Genomic DNA, 20371 nt, shown 5'->3' on the forward strand with positions numbered 1-20371 from the left:
CCCATTTACCAGAGGTCAAAAGAATGGAATTGTCTGCCATCAAGAAGAACGCCGAGCAGAAGATGAACGCTTCGCTCGAAGCCCTCAAGAACAACCTGGCCCGGGTCCGCACCGGCCGCGCCAACCCGCAACTGCTCGACACCGTGCAGGTCGAATACTGGGGCTCGATGGTGCCGATGTCGCAGGTCGCCAACCTGACCCTGCTCGACGCGCGCACCATCGGCGTGGCGCCCTGGGAAAAAGGCATGGGCGCCAAGATCGAGAAGGCGATCCGCGAGTCCGACCTGGGCCTGAACCCGTCCTCGCAGGGCGACCTGATCCGGGTGCCGATTCCGGCCATGACCGAGGAGCGCCGCAAGGAAATGACCAAGCATGTGCGTGGCGAGGGCGAGCATGCCAAGGTGGCCGTGCGCAACCTGCGCCGTGACGCGAACGAGGCGGTCAAGAAGCTGGTCAAGGACAAGCTGGCCTCCGAGGACGACGAGCGCCGCAGCACCGACGAGATCCAGAAGCTGACCGATCGCATGATCGCCGAGGTGGACAAGATCGTGGCCTCCAAGGAACAGGACCTGATGGCCTTCTGAGGCTGCTCCAGGCCCAACCGACCCAGATCCTGCTGCATGTTCAAGCCCAAAGCCGTCAAGTCTCCCGCCGCCATGCCCCGGCATGTCGCCATCGTCATGGACGGCAACGGCCGTTGGGCCAAGAAGCGCTTCCTGCCCAGGCTGGCGGGGCATCGTCAGGGCTACGAGTCGCTGCGGCGCATGGTCGACCTGTGCCTGCAGCGCGGCATCCAGGTGCTGACGGTGTTTGCCTTCTCGTCCGAGAACTGGAAGCGCCCGGCCGAGGAAGTCTCGGGTCTGATGGACTTGTTGGTCAGGGGCCTGATGCGCGAGGTGCCCAAGCTGGGCGCGCAGGGTGTGCGCATGGAGTTCCCGGGCGAACGCCAGGGCTTGTCTGATCTGGTCCGTTCCAGCCTCGAACAGGCCCGTGCTCAGACCGCGCAGAACGACAGGCTGGTGCTCAACATCTGCTTCAACTATGGCGGGCGCTGGGACCTGGTGCAGGCCGCGCAGCAGCTGGCCTTGCGCGGTGAAGCCATCACCGAGGCCTCGCTGTCGGCAGCGCTGTCGACGGCCCATGTGCCGGACCCCGACCTCGTGATCCGCACTGGCGGCGAGCAGCGCATCAGCAATTTCCTGCTCTGGCAGTCGGCTTATTCCGAATTCTATTTCTCGGACAAGCTCTGGCCCGACTTCGACGCGGCCGAGTTGGATCGCGCGCTGGATTGCTATGCCGGTCGGGAGCGTCGCTTCGGCCTGATTTCCGAGCAGCTCGCTGCTTCATCCGGCGCCGCCTGATCCCATGCTCAAGCAAAGAATCCTCACGGCCCTGTTGCTGCTCGCGGTCCTGCTGCCGGCCCTGTTTCATTCCGATCCCCAGCCTTTTTGCCTGCTCACGCTGCTGCTGATCGTCGCCGGCGGCTGGGAATGGGCTCGGCTCAACGGGCTGGCTTTCGCTGCCGCGCTGGCCTGCGGGCTCGGTCTCGGTGCCTTGCTGGGCCTGGCCTGGTGGCAGATCGGCCTGGCGCGTGAGTTGCCACTGCTGTGGCAGATCACCGGCATTTTCTGGCTGGTCACCGCGCCGCTGCTGCTGCGCGCCGGTGTCGCCGGCTGGCCCCGCGTGCCGCAGACACTGCGCTTGTGGCTGGGACTGGCCCTGATCGGGCTGGCCTGGTGGGCCATGGCGCAGGCCCGCGCCCAGGGCGTCGCGCTGCTGCTCTCGATCATGGCGCTGGTCTGGACCGCCGACATCGCCGCCTATTTCGGCGGCAAGGCTTTTGGCCGGCGCAAGCTCGCGCCGACCATCAGCCCCGGCAAGAGCTGGGCCGGCGTCTACAGCGGCGCGGCCGGCGTGCTGCTGCTGGCCATCTGCTGGACCTGGGCCGAGCAGCGCTACGGCACGCCGGGTGCCAGCCTCTATGGCCGGCTCTGGGCCATGGGGCCGTTGCCCGCCTTGCTGGCGCTGTTGCTGCTGACCGCGATGAGCGTCTGCGGCGACCTGATCGAGTCGCTGGTCAAGCGCAGCGCGGGCGTCAAGGACTCCAGCCAGCTGTTGCCGGGCCACGGTGGCGTGCTCGACCGGGTCGACGCCTTGCTGCCGGTGTTGCCGCTGGGCATGATGCTCGCGACCCTCTGAATTCACCTGAACCTCGCCCATGCCTGATTCCCTCCTGCTGGCACGCCAGCGTCTGACCGTGCTCGGCTCCACCGGCTCCATCGGCAAGAACACGCTGGACGTGGCGGCGCGCCACCCGGAACGCTTCGAAGTCTTTGCGTTGAGCGCCTCGACCCAGGTCGAGCTGCTGCTGGCGCAATGCGCCCAGTTCAAGCCGCGCTACGCCGTCATGGCCTCGCCCGCCCATGCCGCCTTGCTGCGCGAGCGCATCGCGGCCGAGGGTCTGGCCACCGAGGTGCTGGCCGGGCCCGCCGCCCTGTGCGAGATCAGCTCGCTGCCCGAGGTCGATGCCGTGATGGCCGCCATCGTCGGTGCTGCCGGCCTGGAGCCCTGCCTGGCGGCGGCGCGCAGCGGCAAGAAGCTGCTGCTGGCCAACAAGGAGGCGCTGGTCGTCGGCGGCGAGCTCTTCATGCGGGCGGTGCGCCAGGGTGGCGCCACGCTGCTGCCGATCGACAGCGAGCACTCGGCCATCTTCCAGTCCCTGCCCGAGGATGCCTCGACCTGGAACGAGCGGGTCGAGAAGATCATCCTGACCGCCTCGGGCGGGCCGTTCCGCAGCCGCGATCCGCTCACGCTGGCGCGGGTCACGCCCGACGAGGCCTGCGCCCACCCGAACTGGGTCATGGGCCGCAAGATCTCGGTCGATTCGGCCACCATGATGAACAAGGCGCTGGAGGTGATCGAGGCGCGCTACCTGTTCGGCCTGCCGCCCGAGCGCATCGAGGTCGTGATCCACCCGCAGAGCGTGCTGCATTCGATGGTGCAGTACCGCGACCGTTCGGTCGTGGCCCAGCTCGGCACGCCCGACATGCGGGTGCCGATCGCCTATGGCCTGAGCTGGCCGCGCCGCATCGAGTCGGGCGCCGAGGCGCTGGATTTCGCGCGCATGAGCGCGCTGACCTTCGAGCCGGCCGATCCGGTCCGCTTTCCCGGCCTGTTCCTGGCCTGGGAGGCGCTCAATGCGGTGCCGGGCACGACGGCGGTGCTCAATGCCGCCAACGAGGTGGCGGTGGCGTCCTTCCTGGAAGGCCGGCTGCGCTTTGATCAGATCCACCAGATCAACCGCGCCACGCTGGAGCATTACCAGCCGGCCGCGCCGCGCGGCCTCGACGACCTGCTCGCGATCGATGCCCGTGCCCGCGCCCTGGCTGCCGAGCGTGTCGCGCGCAGTCATTAAGCCCTCATGCTGACCGCGCTTGCCTTTGTCTGCGCGCTGGCGCTGCTGATCGCTGTCCACGAGTGGGGGCATTACCGCATGGCGCTGGCCTGCGGCGTCAGGGTGCTGCGCTTCTCGATCGGTTTCGGGCCGGTGCTGCTGCAATGGCGCGGGCGCAGCGGCACCGAGTTCACGCTCTGCCTGCTGCCGCTGGGCGGCTATGTGCGCATGCTCGACGAGCGCGAGGCAGCCGTGCCTGAGCAGGAGCGCCACCTGGCGTTCAACACCCAGTCGCTGCGCGCGCGCGCGGCCATCGTCGCGGCCGGCCCGCTGGCCAATCTGGTGCTCGCGGTCCTGCTCTACGCCACCGTGTCCTGGGTCGGCCAGCCGCAGGCGCGGCCCGTGCTGTCCGCACCGGCGGCCGGCACGCTGGCGGCCGAGGCGGGCCTGCGCAGCGGGCTCTGGGTGCAGCGGCTGGCGCTAGAAGGTGAAGAGCCGCACGAGATCGTGAGTTTCGACCAGCTGGGCTGGGAGCTGACGCAAGCCGCGCTGTCCGGCCAGGACCTGAGGCTGTGGGCCGGCTCGGCCCAGCAGTCGGAAACCGACGAATACCGCCTGCCCTTGGCGACGCTGGGGCCGGTCGAGGCCGATGCCCGGCTGCTGACCCGCATCGGCATCGTCGCGCCCTGGTCGGCGCCGGTGATCGGCGAGCTGGTCGCAGGCGAGGCGGGTGCACGCTCCGGCCTGCTGCGCGGCGACCGGGTGCTGTCGGTCAACGGTCAGCCGGTGCAAGACGCGCAGCAGTTGCGCCAGCTCATCCGCGACAGCCTGGACGCCGAGGGCCGGGGGCTGGCGGCGCGCTGGCGGCTGGAGCGAGCCGGCCAGCCGCTGGAGCTGATGGTGCGACCCGAGCCCAAGGGGGAGGGCGCCGCGCGGGTCGCACGCATCGGCGCCTACGTGGGGGCTCCGCCCGAGACCGTCATCGTGCAGGAGGACCTGCTGGGCGGGTTGGCGCAGGGCCTGCGCCGCACCGGCGAGGTTGCCGCCATGACGCTGGGCATGATCGGCCGCATGGTGGCCGGACTGGCCTCGCTCGACAACCTGAGCGGCCCGATCTCGATCGCCGAATACGCCGGCAAATCCGCCAGTCTGGGGCCGGTGGCCTACCTGAGCTTCCTGGCGCTGATCAGCGTCAGCCTGGGCGTGCTCAACCTGCTGCCGATCCCGGTCCTTGACGGCGGGCACCTGTTGTATTATCTGATCGAAGGCGTGACCGGCCGAAGCCTCTCCGTGCTCTGGCTGGAACGGCTGCAGCGTGCCGGCATGGCCATGCTGCTGGCGCTCATGAGCGTGGCCGTTTTCAATGACATCGCCCGACTGTTGGGCTGAAATCCTGTTTCCATGAAGAACTCCCTTTTCCGCATGCGCTCGCTTGCCATGGGCGCGATCGCCTCCACCCTGGTGGCCGCCTTGCCGGCCTGGGCTGTTGCACCGTTCCAGTTGCGCGACATCCGCCTCGAGGGGCTGCAGCGGGTCGAGCCCGGCACCGTGTTCGCCTCGCTGCCGTTTCGCGTCGGTGACCAGTACAGCGACGACAAGGGCACGGCCGCGATCCGCGCGCTGTTCGGCCTGGGCCTGTTCTCGGACATCCGCCTGCAGGTCAACGGCGACGAGCTGGTCGTGATCGTCGAGGAGCGCCCGACCGTGGCCGAGGTCAGCTTCAGCGGTGTCAAGGAGTTCGACGCCGAGGTGCTCAAGAAGGCGCTGCGCGACATCGGCCTGGCCGATGGACGTCCCTTCGATCGCGCGCTGGCCGACCGCGCCGAGCAGGAGCTCAAGCGCCAGTACCTGACGCGCAGCCTCTACGCGGCCCAGGTGACGGCCACCGTCACGCCGATCGAGCGCAACCGCGTCAACGTCAATTTCAGCGTGGTCGAGGGCGATATCGCCAAGATCAAGGAAATTCGCATCGTCGGCAACCGGGCCTTCAGCGAGGACACCCTGCGCGGCCTGTTCGACCTCGACACCGGCGGCTGGCTGAGCTGGTACACCAAGAGCGACCGCTACTCGCGCACCAAGCTCAACGCCGATCTCGAAACGCTGCGCAGCTACTACCTGTCGCGCGGCTACCTCGAGTTCCGCATCGACTCGACCCAGGTCGCGATCGCGCCCGAGAAGGACGCGATGTCGATCACGATCAACCTGACCGAAGGCAAGCGCTACGTGGTCTCGGGCATCAAGCTCGAGGGCGACTACCTCGGCAAGGAAGAGGAATTCAAGTCGCTGATCGCGATCCGTGCCGGCCAGCCCTACAACGCCGAGGACGTGGCGCAGACGACCAAGGCCTTCACCGAGTTCTTCGGCGGCTTCGGCTACGCCTTCGCCCGCGTCGAGGCCAAGCCGCAGATCGACCGCGTCAACAACCGGGTCGCGCTGGTGCTGTCGGCGCAGCCCTCGCGCCGCGCCTATGTGCGCCGCATCAGCGTCGAAGGCAACAACCGCACCCGCGACGAGGTGATCCGGCGCGAGTTCCGCCAGCTCGAATCGGCCTGGTACGACGGCGACCGCATCAAGCTCTCGCGCGACCGGGTTGACCGCCTGGGCTTCTTCACCCAGGTCGCGGTCGACACGGTCGAGGTGCCCGACGCGCCCGATCAGGTCGATCTGGTGGTCAGCGTGGCCGAGAAGCCGACCGGCAACCTGACGCTGGGCGCTGGCTTCTCGCAGGCCGAGAAGCTCTCCTTGATCGCCGGCATCCAGCAGGAGAACCTGTTCGGCTCGGGCAACTACCTGGGCCTGAACGTCAACACCAGCAAGTACAACCGCCAGCTCTCGCTGAGCACGACCGACCCCTATTTCACGCCCGAGGGCATCTCGCGCACCTTCGATCTCTACTACCGCACCAGCCAGCCGCTGACCACGCAGGAAGGCAACTACAAGCTGACCACGCCGGGCGTGGCGGTGCGCTTTGGCGTGCCGTTCTCGGAGACCGACACGGTGTATTTCGGCGCCGGCCTGGAGCAGACCAAGATCGATCCGGGCAACGGCATGCCCCAGGCCTATAACGACTTCATCGGCACCTTCGGCGATGCGCCGGTCTCGGTGCCGCTGACGGTCGGTTGGGGCCGCGACACGCGCGACAGCGCGCTGGTGCCGACCATGGGTCGCCTGCAGCGCGTCAACGGCGAGCTCGGCATCGCGGGCGACACCCGCTACGCCAAGGCCAGCTACCAGTTCCAGCAGTATGTCCCGCTCAACAAGAAGTTCACGCTGGCGTTCAACGCCGAGGCGGGCTGGGGCGAGGGCCTGTCGGGCAAGTCTTATCCGCTGTTCAAGAACTTCTATGGCGGCGGTCTCGGCTCGGTGCGCGGCTTCGAGCAGGGCACGCTGGGCGGCAAGTCCCAGATCATCGGTGGCACGACCATGGCCAACATCGGTGGCACCCGCAAGATGGTGCTCAACACCGAGCTGGTCGCCCCGTTCCCGGGCGCTGGCAACGACCGTACCTTGCGTCTGTACGGCTTCTTCGACATCGGCAACATCTACGGCGAGGACGAAAAGCTCGACTTCGCCGACCTGCGCGCCTCGACCGGTGTGGGCATCAGCTGGATTTCGCCCATCGGCCCGCTTAGAATCGCCTACGCCCGTCCGGTGCGCAAGCAATCCGGCGACAAGACCCAGAGCATCCAATTCCAGATCGGGACCTCCTTCTGATGAAATCGTTCAAGCGCGTTTTTTCGCGCCAGGCCATCGCGGCACTGGCGCTCGGTTGTGCCACCCTGGCTTCGGCCGCCGAACTCAAGATCGGCTTCGTCAACACCGACCGCATCTTCAAGGAAGCCTCGACCGCCAAGGCGGCCCAGTCCAAGCTGGAGCAGGAGTTCTCGCGCCGCGAGCGCGAGGTCGAGGCGCTGGCCGGTCAGCTCAAGTCCGCTTCCGAGAAGTTCGAGAAGGATGCGCCGACCCTGTCCGAGAGCCAGCGCGGCACGCGTCAGCGCCAGCTGGTCGAGCTCGACCGCGAGTTCCAGCGCAAGCGCCGCGAGTTCCAGGAAGACCTGGCGCAACGCAAGAACGAGGAGCTGCAGATCGTGCTCGAGCGCGCCAACCGCGTCATCAAGCAGGTCGCCGAGAGCGAGAAGTACGACCTCATCATGCAGGAAGCGGTCTACGTCAATCCCAGGCTCGACATCACCGACAAGGTGTTGAGCGGACTCAACAACGCCAAGTGATGGTCAGGCCGTGAGCGCCACCCTGGCCGAAATCCGCGCCGCCCTGGGCGGCGTTTTGCATGGTGCGCCCGAGCTGCGGGTGCTGCGCCTGGCTTCGCTTGAGTCGGCCGACGCCGATGCGCTGTCCTTCGTCGCGCAGGCGCGCTACGCCTCGCAGATCGCGAGCACGCACGCTGGCGCGCTGATCGTGCCGCCCGCGCTGCTGGAGCAGGCTGGCGCGCGCGGCGCCTGCATCGAGACGCCCGACGCCTACCTCTATTTCGCGCGCCTGACGCAGTGGTGGAAGGCCAGGCGCGAGGCCGCCGAGCAGGCCGACGCGGGTCCCGCCATCCACCCGAGCGCGGTGATTCATCCCACGGCGCGGCTGGGCGCTGGCGTGACGGTCGGTGCCTTTGCCGTGATCGATGCCGGCGTCGTCGTGGACGCGGGCGCCCGCATCGGCGCGCATTGCGTGCTGGAGCGCCGCGCCTGTGTCGGCGCGCGCAGCCGTCTGAGCCCGCAGGTGACGCTGGGCCACGACTGCCGCATCGGCGCCGATGGCATCGTGCACGCGGGCACCGTGATCGGCGCCGACGGCTTCGGCTTCGCGCCGCACCAGGGCGAGTGGATCAAGATCGAGCAGCTCGGCGCGGTGCGCATCGGCGACCGGGTCGAGATCGGCGCCAACTGCTGCATCGACCGCGGCGCGCTCGAGGACACCGTGATCGAGGACGGCGTCAAGCTCGACAACCTGATCCAGATCGGCCACAACGTGCAGGTGGGCCGCCACACCGCGATGGCCGGCTGCGCGGGCGTCGCCGGCAGCGCCAGGATCGGCGCCCACTGCACTATCGGCGGCGGCGCCGTCGTGCTGGGACATCTCACGCTGGCCGACGGGGTGCATGTCTCGGCCGCCTCGGTCGTGATGCGCTCGATCCATCAGCCTGGCCAGTACAGCGGCGTGTTCCCGATCGACGACAACCGCTCCTGGGAAAAGAACGCGGCCACGCTCAGGCAACTGCACAGCCTGCGCGACCGCATCAAAGCATTGGAAAAGAAATCATGATGGACATCCACCAGATCCTCAAGCAACTCCCGCACCGCTACCCCTTCCTGCTCGTCGACCGCGTGCTCGAAGTGGAAAAGGGCAAGTCCATCAAGGCGCTCAAGAACGTCAGCGTCAACGAGCCGCAGTTCACCGGCCATTTCCCGCACCGTCCGGTGTTCCCGGGCGTGCTGCAGCTCGAAGCGCTGGCGCAGGCCGCCGCGCTGCTGGCTTTCGAGACCCTGGGCACCTCGCCGGACGACAACACGGTCTACTACTTCGCCGGCATCGACGGCGCGCGCTTCAAGCGTCCGGTCGAGCCGGGCGACCAGCTCATCCTCGAAGTCACGCTCGAGCGCATGAAGGCCGGCATGTTCAAGTTCAAGGGCACGACCCGGGTCGATGGCGAGATCGCCTGCGAGGCCGAGCTGATGTGCGCGATGCGCAAGATCGCCTGAGCCAGGTGCGCGCGTGAGCAATATTCACCCCACCGCCGTGGTCGACCCCGCAGCCGAGCTCGACAGCTCGGTCACGGTCGGCCCCTACACGGTGATCGGTCCACATGTGAAGGTGGATGCCGGCACGGCCATCGGTCCGCATTGCGTGATCGAGGGTCACACGACGATAGGCCGCGACAACCGCATCTTCCAGTTCGTCTCGCTGGGCGCGATCAACCAGGACAAGAAGTACGCGGGCGAGCCCTGCGAGCTGGTCATCGGCGAGCGCAACACGATCCGCGAGTTCAGCACCTACCACATCGGCACGGTGCAGGGTGGTGGCGTGACGCGCCTGGGTAGCGACAACTGGATGATGGCCTACACCCATCTGGCGCATGACTGCCTGGTCGGCGACCACACGATTTTCGCCAACAACGCGCAGATCGCGGGCCATGTCGTGGTCGGTGACTGGGTGATCCTGGGCGCCTACACCTGCGTGCACCAGTTCGTGCGCATCGGCGCGCATGGCATGACCGGCATGGGCACCGTGTTGCTGGCCGACCAGCCGCCGTTCGTGATGAGCGAGGGGCACCCGGCCGCCGCGCGCTCGATGAATTTCGAGGGCCTGCGCCGGCGTGGCTTCAGCGCCGCGCGCATCGCGGCCGTCAAGGCCATGCACAAGGCGCTCTATCGCGACAACCTGACGCTGGAGCAGGCCAGGGAGCGCATCGCCGAGTTGGCGCGGCGCTTCGAGGGCTGCGAGCCCGATGTGCGGCTGATGCAGGTCTTCCTCGACGGTCTGTCCGCGCAGCGCGGCATCGTGCGCTGATGGTGGCGGACCTGAGTACAGCCACCGTCGCCCTGGTGGCTGGCGAGGCTTCGGGCGATCTGCTGGCGGCCCAGTTGCTGCGCGGCTTGCACCAGCGCTGGCCGGGACTGCGCGCCGCCGGCATCGGTGGGCCGCGGATGCAGGCGGCCGGCTTTCAGGCCTGGTGGCCGAGCGAGAAGCTGGCCGTGCGCGGCTATGTCGAGGTGCTGCGCCACTACCGCGAGATCGTCGGCATCCGCCGCCAGCTGAAAAGTCGGCTGCTGGCCGACAAGCCTCGCCTGTTCATCGGCGTCGATGCGCCCGATTTCAACCTTGATCTGGAAGGCGACTTGCGCGCGGCCGGCGTGAAAACCGTGCATTTCGTCGCGCCCGCGGTCTGGGCCTGGCGCCCCGAGCGGGTCGAGCAGATCCGCCGCTGCGTCGATCATGTGCTGTGCATCTTCCCGTTCGAGCCCGAGCTGCTGGCACGCCACGGCATCGCCGCGACCTATGTCGGCCATCCGCTGGCGCCGCTGATTCCCATGCTGCCCGACCGGGCCAAGGCCAGGATGGAGCTCGGCCTGCCGCTGGAGGCGTCCGTGGTGGCCTTGCTGCCGGGCAGCCGCCAGGCCGAGATCGAGCATCTGTTGCCGCGTTTCCTGCAGGCGGCCGGGCTGATGCGGCGCGAGCGGCCCGGACTGTGTTTCGTGCTGCCGGCGGTGCCGGCGCAACAGGCCCGCATCCAGCAGCTGGTCGACCGCGCCGGCCTTGAAGAGGCCGTGCAGGTCACGCGCGGCGGCTCGCACGCGGCACTCGCCGCCTGTGACGTCACGCTGATCGCCAGCGGCACCGCGACGCTGGAGGCCGCGCTGTTCAAGCGCCCGATGGTGATCGCTTACCACATGAACTGGCTGTCCTGGAAGCTGCACCAGCGCAAGATGCTGCAGCCCTGGGTCGGCCTGCCCAATATCCTGGCTGGCGAATTCCTGGTGCCCGAGCTGCTGCAGGAGGCCGCCACGCCGGCCGCGCTGGCGCGCGAAACGCTGGCCTGGCTCGCCGATGACGCGGCCACGCGGGCGCGGCGCGAGGCGCTGCAGCAGCGTTTTTCCGTCATGCACCGCGAGCTCACTCGCGACACCGTCACAAGGGCCACCGATGCCATCGAGCAAGTCCTTGCCGCTTGAGCAGGCCGCCTTCGACTGGCAGACGCCCGCCCTGGTCGCCGGCGTGGACGAGGCCGGTCGCGGTCCGCTGGCCGGGCCGGTGGTGGCCGCCGCCGTGATCCTGGACGACTTCCAGCCGATCATGGGGCTGGCCGACTCCAAGAAGCTCAGCGCGGCCCGGCGCGAGGCGCTCTACGACGAGATCCGCGCCAAGGCGCTGTGCTGCTGCATCGCGCAGGCCAGCGTCGAGGAAATCGACCGGCTCAACATCCTGCAGGCGACCCTGCTGGCGATGCAGCGCGCGGTCACGGGCTTGCGCCTCAGGCCCGGCCTGGTGCTGGTCGACGGCAACCGGCTGCCGCTGCTCGACGTCCGCGCCGAGGCCATTGTCAAGGGCGACGCCAAGGTGGCGGCGATCTCGGCCGCCTCCATCCTGGCCAAGGTCACGCGCGACCGTGGCCTGATCCAGCTCGATCAACAGTACCCGCAATACGGCTTCGCGCGCCACAAGGGCTACGGCACGGCCGAGCACCTGCAGGCGCTGCGCCTGCACGGTCCTTGCCCGCAACACCGCGGCAGCTTCGCTCCGGTGGCCCAGGCGGCGCAGACCCTGCGGGAGCGCCTGCTCGCCCATCCCTTTCACGACTTGGCCATCGCCATGCAGACCCCATGAATCCCGAGATCGTCACCTCGCGCGACAACGCGCTGGTCAAGAAGCTGCGCGCGCTGGCGCAGGACGCTGCGGCCTACCGCAAGCTCGGCCAGGTCTGGCTGGAGGGCGACCACCTCTGCCGCGCCTTGCTGGCACGCGGCCTGCAACCGCAGGCGGTGGTGATGGCGGAGTCCGCGCAGGCCCAGGTGGCGCAATGGGGGCTGGACCCCGCCGTGCGCCGGGTCGTGCTGGCCGACGGCCTGATGGCGCAGCTCAGCGCGCTCGATTCGCCGGCCGCGATGGGCTTCGTCCATGCGCTGCCGGCCCAGACGGCGGTCGATCCGCAGGCGCCCAGCGTGGTGCTCGACCGGCTGCAGGACCCGGGCAATGTCGGCTCCATCCTGCGCAGTGCCGCCGCGATGGGGTTCAAGCAGGTGCTGGCGCTCAAGGGCACGGCGGCGCTGTGGTCGCCCAAGGTGCTGCGCGCCGGCATGGGCGCGCATTTCGCCTTGCAGCTGCGCGAGGGCCTGACCGAGTCCGAGCTCGAAGCACTGCAAGTGCCGCTGCTGGCGACCAGCCCGCACCGGGGCGAATTCCTGCACCGCGCCGCGCTGCCCTGGCCCTGCGCCTGGCTGCTCGGGCATGAAGGGCAGGGCGTGGGCGAGGCGCTGCTGGCGCGCGCCGACATGACGCTGCGCATCGTGCAGCCCGGCGGCGAGGAGTCGCTCAACGCGGCCGCCGCCGCCGCGATCTGCCTGCATGCCAGCGCGGCCGGTGTCGCCTGAGGGCGATTCCTGGCGTTAGACAGCCAGCTGTCATGTTGATCTGCTAGGACTTTCGAACAGACTGTCCAGTCCATGGCCCGGGGGTATAATCGTCAGGTTTACCCTAACCTCGCGCACCTGTAGGCAAGTCCTTGCCGGCCTCCCTGGAAAAGACGTCGTTGCACTCCCCGGGCACAGGTGCGTCCAAACTGGAGAATCCCGTGTTTACCGTCCCAGCAAAAGCCATCCTCGCGCTCGCAGACGGCACGGTCTTTATAGGCGCCTCCATCGGCGCCACCGGCCAGACCGTCGGTGAAGTGGTGTTCAACACCTCGATCACCGGCTATCAGGAAATCCTCACCGACCCCAGCTACCGCCAGCAGATCGTGACCCTCACGTATCCGCATATCGGCAACTACGGTGTCAACGAGGAAGACGTGGAGGCCAATGCCGTCCACGCCGCCGGCCTGATCATCAAAGACCTGCCCCTGCTCTCGTCCAATTTCCGCCAGACGCTGACCCTGGGCGACTACCTCAAGCGTGAAGGTACGGTGGCGATTGCCGACATCGATACCCGCAAGCTGACCCGCCTCCTGCGCGAGAAGGGCGCCCAGAACGGCGCCATCATCGGCCTCGAAGCTGGTGTCGAGGTGACCGACGCGCTCAAGGCCCAGGCCGTGGCCGCGGCCCAGGCCGCCCCCAGCATGAAGGGCCAGGACCTGGCCCAGGTCGTGACCACGCAGCAGCCCTATGTCTGGACCCAGACCGAGTGGAAGCTCGCGCGCGAAGACGGCACCCCGGGCTACGGCGAGCAGACCGCTCCGCGCTTTCATGTGGTGGCCTATGACTTCGGCGTCAAGCTCAACATCCTGCGCATGCTGGCCTCGCGCGGCTGCAAGGTGACCGTGGTGCCGGCCAAGACGCCGGCGGCCGAGGTGCTCAAGCACAATCCGGACGGCATCTTCCTGTCCAACGGTCCGGGCGACCCGCAGCCTTGCGACTACGCGATCGCCGCCACGCAAGAGCTGATCGAGACCGGCATCCCGCTGTTCGGCATCTGCCTGGGGCACCAGATCATGGCGCTGGCCTCCGGCGCCCAGACCTTCAAGATGGTCAACAGCCACCATGGCGCCAACCATCCGGTCAAGGACCTCGACAGCGGCCGCGTCAGCATCACGAGCCAGAACCATGGTTTCGCCGTGGCCATGGACTCGCTGCCCGCCAACCTGCGCCCGACCCACATCAGCCTGTTCGACGGCACGCTGCAGGGCCTGGAGCGCACCGACCGCCCGGCCTTCTGCTTCCAGGGTCACCCGGAAGCCTCGCCCGGTCCGCACGACATCGCCTACCTGTTCGACCGCTTCACGGCACTGATGGAGCAACACAAAAATGCCTAAGCGCACAGACATCAAGAGCATCCTCATCATCGGCGCCGGTCCCATCGTGATCGGCCAGGCCTGCGAGTTCGACTATTCGGGCGTGCAGGCCTGCAAGGCGCTGCGCGAGGAGGGCTACAAGGTCATCCTGATCAACAGCAACCCGGCCACGATCATGACCGACCCGGCCACGGCCGACGTCACCTACATCGAGCCGATCACCTGGCAGACGGTCGAGAAGATCATCGCCAAGGAGCGTCCCGACGCGATCCTGCCGACCATGGGTGGCCAGACCGCGCTGAACTGCGCGCTCGACCTGTGGCACCACGGCGTGCTCGACAAGTACGAGGTCGAGCTGATCGGCGCCACGCCCGAGGCGATCGACAAGGCCGAGGACCGCCTGAAGTTCAAGGACGCGATGACCAAGATCGGCCTGGGCTCGGCGCGCTCCGGCATCGCTCACTCGATGGAAGAGGCCTGGGCGGTACAAAAGGAAATGGGTTTCCCGACCGTGATCCGCCCGAGCTTCACGCTCGGCGGCACCGGCGGCGGCATCGCCTACAACCCGGAAGAGTTCGAGATCATCTGCAAGCGCGGCCTGGAGGCTTCGCCGACCACCGAGCTGCTGATCGAGGAGTCGCTGCTGGGCTGGAAAGAGTACGAGATGGAAGTGGTGCGCGACAAGGCGGACAACTGCATCATCGTCTGCTCGATCGAGAACCTGGATCCGATGGGCGTGCACACCGGCGACTCGATCACCGTGGCACCGGCGCAGACGCTGACCGACAAGGAATACCAGATCATGCGCAACGCCTCCCTGGCGGTGCTGCGCGAGATCGGCGTCGACACCGGCGGCTCCAACGTGCAGTTCTCGGTCAACCCGGTCGACGGCCGCATGATCGTGATCGAGATGAACCCGCGCGTGTCGCGTTCCTCGGCGCTGGCGTCCAAGGCCACCGGCTTCCCGATCGCCAAGGTCGCGGCCAAGCTGGCGGTCGGCTACACGCTCGACGAGCTCAAGAACGACATCACCGGCGGCGCGACCCCGGCCTCGTTCGAGCCCTCGATCGACTATGTCGTGACCAAGATCCCGCGCTTCGCGTTCGAGAAGTTCCCGACCGCCGACAACCGCCTGACCACCCAGATGAAGTCGGTCGGCGAGGTCATGGCCATGGGCCGCACCTTCCAGGAGTCGTTCCAGAAGGCGCTGCGCGGGCTGGAAGTCGGCGTCGACGGCATGAACGAGAAGACCCAGGACCGCGAGATCCTCGAGCGCGAGCTCGGCGAGCCGGGTCCGGACCGCATCTGGTATGTGGGTGACGCCTTCGCGGCCGGCTGGTCGATCGACGAGGTGTTCAACCTGACCAAGATCGACCGCTGGTTCCTGGTCCAGATCGAGGAGATCATCAAGATCGAGCTGCAGCTCGACCAGATCGCCGCCGACAAGGCCGATGCCGCGCTGGCTTCGATCGACGCCGACACGCTGCGCACCCTGAAGAAGAAGGGTTTCAGCGACCGCCGCCTGGCCAAGCTGCTCAAGACCACCGAGAAGGCCGTGCGCGACCAGCGCCGCAGCCTCAATGTGCGCCCGGTCTACAAGCGCGTCGACACCTGTGCCGCCGAGTTCGCGACCAACACCGCCTACATGTACTCGACCTACGAGGAAGAGTGCGAGGCCGCGCCTACGACCAAGAAGAAGATCATGGTGCTGGGCGGCGGCCCGAACCGGATCGGCCAGGGCATCGAGTTCGACTACTGCTGCGTCCACGCAGCGCTCGCGATGCGCGAAGACGGCTACGAGACCATCATGGTCAACTGCAACCCCGAGACCGTCTCGACCGACTACGACACCTCGGACCGCCTCTACTTCGAGCCGCTGACGCTGGAGGACGTGCTCGAGATCGTCGACAAGGAAAAGCCGGCCGGCGTGATCGTCCAGTACGGCGGCCAGACCCCGTTGAAGCTCGCGCTCGGCCTGGAAGCCGAAGGCGTGCCGATCATCGGCACCAGCCCCGACATGATCGATGCGGCCGAAGACCGCGAGCGCTTCCAGAAGCTGCTGCACGAGCTGGGCCTGCGCCAGCCGCCCAACGCCACCGCTCGCACCGAGCCCGAGGCGCTGGAAAAGGCCGCGGCGCTGGGTTACCCGCTGGTGGTGCGCCCGAGCTATGTGCTGGGCGGCCGTGCGATGGAAATCGTGCACGAGCAGCGCGACCTCGAGCGCTACATGCGCGAGGCGGTCAAGGTCAGCAACGACAGCCCGGTGCTGCTCGACCGCTACCTGAACGACGCGATCGAGTGCGATGTCGACTGCCTGCGCGACCATGAGGGCCAGACCCTGATCGGCGGCGTGATGGAGCACATCGAGCAAGCCGGCGTGCACTCGGGCGACTCCGCCTGCTCGCTGCCGCCCTACAGCCTGTGCGCCGAGACCGTGGCCGAGATCAAGCGCCAGAGCGCCGCAATGGCCGCTTCGCTCAATGTGGTCGGCCTGATGAACGTGCAGTTCGCAGTCCAGAAGCAGAACGGCCTGGACGTGATCTACGTGCTGGAAGTCAACCCGCGTGCCTCGCGTACCGTGCCCTTCGTCTCGAAGGCGACCGGCATCCAGCTGGCCAAGGTGGCCGCGCGCTGCATGGCCGGCCAGACGCTGGCTGCTCAGGGCATCACCAAGGAAGTGACCCCGCCTTACTTCAGCGTCAAGGAAGCCGTGTTCCCGTTCGTGAAGTTCCCGGGCGTCGACACCATCCTCGGCCCCGAGATGAAGTCGACCGGCGAGGTCATGGGCGTGGGCAAGACCTTCGGTGAAGCCTTCGTCAAGAGCCAGCTCGGCGCCGGCACCAAGCTGCCGCGCGCGAGCGACGGCGTGAAGAAGGTCTTCCTGTCGGTCAAGCAGAACGACAAGGCGCGCGCGGCCGGCATCGCCCGTGGCCTGGTCGAGCTCGGCTTCGAGGTCGTCGCGACCCGGGGCACCGCCGCCGCGATCAACGCCGACGGCATCGCCTGTGGCGTGGTCAACAAGGTCGCCGAAGGCCGCCCCAACATCGTCGACATGATCAAGAATGGCGAGATCGCCATGGTCATCAACACGGTCGAGGAACGCCGCAACGCGATCATGGACTCGCGCTACATCCGCACCACCGCGCTGCTCAACCGCGTGACCACCTTCACCACCATCGCCGGCGCCGAAGCGGCGGTCGAGGGCATGAGGTACCTCGACAACCTGGCGGTCTATTCGGTGCAGGAACTGCACGCGCAACTCGCCGCCTGAGAGCCGGAAACAGCCTCGATCCCTCGGGATTGAGGCATAATTCCACTCATCACACCGCCGACCGGCAACGTTCGGCGGTTTCTCTTTGTCCGGAGCAATAACAATATGGCCACCATTCCCGTCACTCAGCGCGGCGCCGAGAAGCTCAAGGCGGAGCTGCACCGCCTCAAGACCGTCGACCGTCCCGCCGTGATCAACGCGATCTCGGAAGCGCGTGCCCAGGGCGACCTGAGCGAGAACGCCGAGTACGAGGCCGCCAAGGACCGTCAGGGCTTCATCGAGGGCCGCATCGCCGAGATCGAGAGCAAGCTGTCGGCGGCCCAGATCATCGATCCGGCCGCGGTCGACGCGGGCGGTCGCGTGGTGTTCGGCGCCACCGTCGAGCTGGAAGAGGAAGCCAGCGGCGAGGCCGTGACCTACCAGATCGTCGGCGAGGACGAGGCCGACATCAAGCTGGGCCTGATCAACATCTCCAGCCCGATCGCGCGCGCGCTGATCGGCAAGGAGGAGGGCGATGTGGCCCAGGTCCAGGCGCCGGGCGGCGTCAAGCGTTTCGAGATCGTCGCGGTCCATTACCGCTGACAGGTCGTGATGCTGCAGCGCTGGCCCCTGCTGCTCGCCGCCCTCTGGTCGGGCGGGCTGAGCGCGTTGAGCTTCGTGGCCGTCCCGCTGGCCTTCGCGCATTTCGGCAATCCCGCGCTGGCCGGTCCCTATGCGGCCAGGTTGTTCCAGATCCAGTCCTGGTCCAGCCTGGTCGTGGCGCTGCTGCTGCTGGTCTGGGTGCGCGCGCGGGCGGGATTTCCCGACTGGAAGGCCAGCTATCGGGCCTTGCTGCCCTGGCTGCTGGTCGCCGCCTGCGCGGCCCTGCTGCAGGAATGGGGCGTTGCGCCGCGCATACAGGACGCGCAGGGCGCGGGCGCGGATCGCGCGACCTGGCACCACCGTGCCGGAGTCTTGCTCGTCCTGCTCCAGTGCCTGTGTGCCTGGCGCGCGCTGGGCTTGCTGGCGTTTTCGACCGCCCGGTTGCGCTGAAATGAATTGAAATGATGCATGTTCTGGATTTAGAATTTGACATGCATCATTTTCACCATCGTGTGGCGTGGGTGATGCCGTGGTCGAATTTGGCCAGTTCAGGTCGTCAAAACCTGCGAGATGGAAGGCGGATTTCAAATGTTAAAGGAACTCAAGTGCTTGCCCCGTGACGGGCCGGCCCTATATGACCCCGCTGGTGCGTCGACGCTGTCGCGGCAGACTGTCGACCCGCAGGGCGAGACCCAGCGCACGCAACGACTGCTTGAGCAATACCGATCCGCGTTCGACCAGCACGCCATCGTGACGGTGACCGATCTGAAGGGCCGTATCACCTATGCCAATGACAGGTTCTGCACGATCAGCGGCTATGCGCGCGAGGAAGTCATCGGCCAGACGCACCAGATCATCCAATCCGGCGTGCAACCCCAGAGCATCTTCGCCAACTTGTGGCGCACGCTCCAGCAGGGCCAGATTTGGCATGGCGAGATGTGCAACCGCTCCAAGAGCGGTTCCCTGTACTGGGTCAGCGCCACCATCGTGCCGCTGTTCGACGAGCAGGGACAGCCCGAGCAGTACATTGCGCTCCGGACCGATATCACCGCGCTCAAGAACATCGAGTTCAGGCTGAACCAGGCCAAGGAGGCTTCCGAGGAGGCCAATCACGCCAAGAGCGTTTTTCTGGCCAACATGAGCCACGAGATCCGCACCCCGCTCAATGCCCTGCTGGGCATGGCCCAGGTGCTGGAGCGCACGGCCCTCGATGCCGACCAGGCCGAGATGGTGGGCCGGATCCGCGGCGCCGGCAATGTCCTGCTCGACCAGCTCAATGACGTGCTCGATCTGTCCAAGATCGAGTCCGGCCAGATCGAGCTGGAACAGCATTCCTTCCAGCTGACCGATCTGCTGGCCGATCTGAACCGCCTGATGGTGGGGGCTGCACGCGAGAAAAACCTGACGCTGACCGTGCAGGCGCCGCAGGGGCTGACTCAGTTCCTGCTCGGGGATAGCAAGCGGCTGTTGCAGATATTGATCAACCTGGTTGGTAATTCGATCAAGTTCACCTCGCGCGGCAGCATCACCGTCACGGTCCAGCGGCTCGGGCACAGCGACGGCGGATGCTGGCTGGGCTTCGAGGTGCTCGACACCGGGATCGGCATTCCCGCCGACCGGGTGGCCGAGCTGTTCAAGCCTTTCACCCAGGCCGACAGCAGCGTGACGCGGCGCTTTGGCGGCACGGGCCTGGGTCTGTCGATCTGCAAGAATCTGGTCGATCTCATGGGTGGCAAGATCGGCGCGGAAAATCGAGCCCACGGCGGTAGCCGGTTCTGGTTCAAGCTGCCGTTCGCCCTCACCAGCCAGGGGCCGGAGTCCGTGCCACAGACCTCGCCCCACGCCTCCGAAGCCACGGGGCCGCGGCTGCCGGGCCGCCATTTCCTCGTCGTCGACGATAACGAGATGAACCGGCTCACGATCGAGCGCATGCTTCGACTCGAAGGAGCGACATCGAGCCAGGCCGAGAACGGTCAGCAGGCCATCGAGCTGCTGCGGCGTCAGCCTGATGCCTTCGACGCCGTGCTGATGGATGTTCAGATGCCGGTGCTCGACGGGCTGCAAGCCACGAAACATCTGCGCGGCCAACTGGGCCTGACGGCATTGCCGGTATTGATCTGCTCGGCCGGCGTGCACGCCAAGGAGCGCACGCAGGCCCTGGCCTCTGGCGCCAACGATTTCATCGTCAAGCCGATCGTGCTCAACACCATGGTCGCGCAGCTGTTGCGGGTGCTGCAAGCCCCCGCGCCGGTCGCGTTCGAGCCGGCCGAGCTGACACCGCCCGAGTCGCCCCAGGAACTCCCCTGCGGACCCCCTGTCTGGCCCGAGATCGCAGGCATAGCGGGCGAGCAGATGCGCGAGCAACACGGTGGTGACCAGGTGTTTTTCCTGCTGCTGCTGCGCATGTTGAGCGATGAACTGCAGCTGGCGCTGCGGGAGTTGCCGCAGCAGCTCGGCACCGACCAGGGGGGCGCCGAGCGCGTGCACAAGCTCAGAGGGTCGGCCGGGGCCGTGGGGGCGCTGGCGCTGGTGCCGGTGTGTCGGGCGCTGGAGGACGCGATCCACCAGGGCAGCCCGGAGCTGGCCGCCTGCCTGCGGCGCTTCGAGGATGAGGCGAGGGCCTTGTTGCGGGCCGTGGCGCCGCACCTGACGGCTTAGGCCGCGGCAGCCG

The 20371-nt window shown here is 67.4% G+C and carries 18 protein-coding genes; all 18 read left to right on the forward strand.

Annotated features, from left to right (window positions below):
- Positions 1 to 23 precede the first annotated feature (23 nt).
- The 18 genes from frr to PHR85_RS04245 all read left to right on the forward strand — a co-directional run bounded on the left by frr (position 24) and on the right by PHR85_RS04245 (position 20358).
- Positions 24 to 584 carry a ribosome recycling factor gene (gene frr, locus PHR85_RS04160; RefSeq protein ID WP_300050818.1) on the forward strand — a complete coding sequence of 187 codons (561 nt, stop codon included), beginning with the start codon at positions 24 to 26 and terminating at the stop codon, positions 582 to 584.
- A 36-nt stretch (positions 585 to 620) separates the two neighbouring features.
- Positions 621 to 1361 carry a polyprenyl diphosphate synthase gene (gene uppS / locus PHR85_RS04165; protein WP_300050820.1) on the forward strand — a complete coding sequence of 247 codons (741 nt, stop codon included), beginning with the start codon at positions 621 to 623 and terminating at the stop codon, positions 1359 to 1361.
- A 4-nt stretch (positions 1362 to 1365) separates the two neighbouring features.
- Positions 1366 to 2199, forward strand: coding sequence for a phosphatidate cytidylyltransferase (locus tag PHR85_RS04170; protein WP_300050823.1), 834 nt, complete (start codon positions 1366 to 1368; stop codon positions 2197 to 2199).
- A 19-nt stretch (positions 2200 to 2218) separates the two neighbouring features.
- Positions 2219 to 3415 carry a 1-deoxy-D-xylulose-5-phosphate reductoisomerase gene (gene ispC / locus PHR85_RS04175; RefSeq protein ID WP_300050826.1) on the forward strand — a complete coding sequence of 399 codons (1197 nt, stop codon included), beginning with the start codon at positions 2219 to 2221 and terminating at the stop codon, positions 3413 to 3415.
- 6 nt (positions 3416 to 3421) lie between these two features.
- Complete coding sequence (gene rseP / locus PHR85_RS04180) at positions 3422 to 4783, forward strand: RIP metalloprotease RseP (RefSeq protein WP_300050829.1); 1362 nt, start codon at positions 3422 to 3424, stop codon at positions 4781 to 4783.
- Positions 4784 to 4795: 12 nt separating this feature from the next.
- On the forward strand, positions 4796 to 7108 hold the full coding sequence (gene bamA, locus PHR85_RS04185) for an outer membrane protein assembly factor BamA (protein ID WP_300050832.1): 2313 nt from the start codon (positions 4796 to 4798) through the stop codon (positions 7106 to 7108).
- Positions 7108 to 7623, forward strand: a complete 516-nt coding sequence (locus PHR85_RS04190) for an OmpH family outer membrane protein (protein WP_300050834.1) — start codon at positions 7108 to 7110, stop codon at positions 7621 to 7623. The genes bamA and PHR85_RS04190 overlap by 1 nt, the downstream gene beginning before the upstream one ends.
- Before the next feature lie 10 nt (positions 7624 to 7633).
- Positions 7634 to 8668 (forward strand): UDP-3-O-(3-hydroxymyristoyl)glucosamine N-acyltransferase, encoded by a 1035-nt coding sequence (gene lpxD, locus PHR85_RS04195; protein WP_300050837.1) that lies wholly within the window; start codon positions 7634 to 7636, stop codon positions 8666 to 8668.
- Positions 8665 to 9105, forward strand: a complete 441-nt coding sequence (gene fabZ / locus PHR85_RS04200) for a 3-hydroxyacyl-ACP dehydratase FabZ (RefSeq protein ID WP_300050840.1) — start codon at positions 8665 to 8667, stop codon at positions 9103 to 9105. The genes lpxD and fabZ overlap by 4 nt, the downstream gene beginning before the upstream one ends.
- Positions 9106 to 9118: 13 nt before the next feature.
- Complete coding sequence (gene lpxA, locus PHR85_RS04205; protein ID WP_300050843.1) at positions 9119 to 9913, forward strand: acyl-ACP--UDP-N-acetylglucosamine O-acyltransferase; 795 nt, start codon at positions 9119 to 9121, stop codon at positions 9911 to 9913.
- A complete protein-coding gene (lpxB, locus tag PHR85_RS04210) occupies positions 9913 to 11076 on the forward strand; it encodes a lipid-A-disaccharide synthase (RefSeq protein WP_300050846.1) in 1164 nt (387 codons plus the stop codon). The genes lpxA and lpxB overlap by 1 nt, the downstream gene beginning before the upstream one ends.
- Positions 11048 to 11728: a ribonuclease HII gene (gene rnhB, locus PHR85_RS04215; protein WP_300050849.1), complete on the forward strand. Its 681-nt coding sequence runs from the start codon at positions 11048 to 11050 to the stop codon at positions 11726 to 11728. Before lpxB ends, rnhB begins: the two co-directional genes overlap by 29 nt.
- The gene (locus PHR85_RS04220; RefSeq protein WP_300050852.1) at positions 11725 to 12492 is read left to right on the forward strand and encodes an RNA methyltransferase; all 768 of its coding nucleotides are present in this window, start codon (positions 11725 to 11727) and stop codon (positions 12490 to 12492) included. The genes rnhB and PHR85_RS04220 overlap by 4 nt, the downstream gene beginning before the upstream one ends.
- A gap of 200 nt (positions 12493 to 12692) precedes the next feature.
- Positions 12693 to 13868 carry a glutamine-hydrolyzing carbamoyl-phosphate synthase small subunit gene (carA, locus tag PHR85_RS04225; protein WP_300050854.1) on the forward strand — a complete coding sequence of 392 codons (1176 nt, stop codon included), beginning with the start codon at positions 12693 to 12695 and terminating at the stop codon, positions 13866 to 13868.
- On the forward strand, positions 13861 to 17118 hold the full coding sequence (gene carB / locus PHR85_RS04230; RefSeq protein ID WP_300050857.1) for a carbamoyl-phosphate synthase large subunit: 3258 nt from the start codon (positions 13861 to 13863) through the stop codon (positions 17116 to 17118). The genes carA and carB overlap by 8 nt, the downstream gene beginning before the upstream one ends.
- Positions 17119 to 17223: 105 nt before the next feature.
- Positions 17224 to 17700, forward strand: coding sequence for a transcription elongation factor GreA (greA, locus tag PHR85_RS04235; RefSeq protein WP_300050860.1), 477 nt, complete (start codon positions 17224 to 17226; stop codon positions 17698 to 17700).
- A gap of 9 nt (positions 17701 to 17709) precedes the next feature.
- The gene (locus PHR85_RS04240) at positions 17710 to 18150 is read left to right on the forward strand and encodes a DUF4149 domain-containing protein (RefSeq protein ID WP_300050864.1); all 441 of its coding nucleotides are present in this window, start codon (positions 17710 to 17712) and stop codon (positions 18148 to 18150) included.
- Between the two features lie 138 nt (positions 18151 to 18288).
- Positions 18289 to 20358 carry an ATP-binding protein gene (locus PHR85_RS04245; protein ID WP_300050867.1) on the forward strand — a complete coding sequence of 690 codons (2070 nt, stop codon included), beginning with the start codon at positions 18289 to 18291 and terminating at the stop codon, positions 20356 to 20358.
- Positions 20359 to 20371 lie beyond the last annotated feature (13 nt).

It is taken from the genome of Malikia sp. (assembly GCF_028687635.1).
Taxonomy (GTDB): domain Bacteria; phylum Pseudomonadota; class Gammaproteobacteria; order Burkholderiales; family Burkholderiaceae_C; genus Malikia.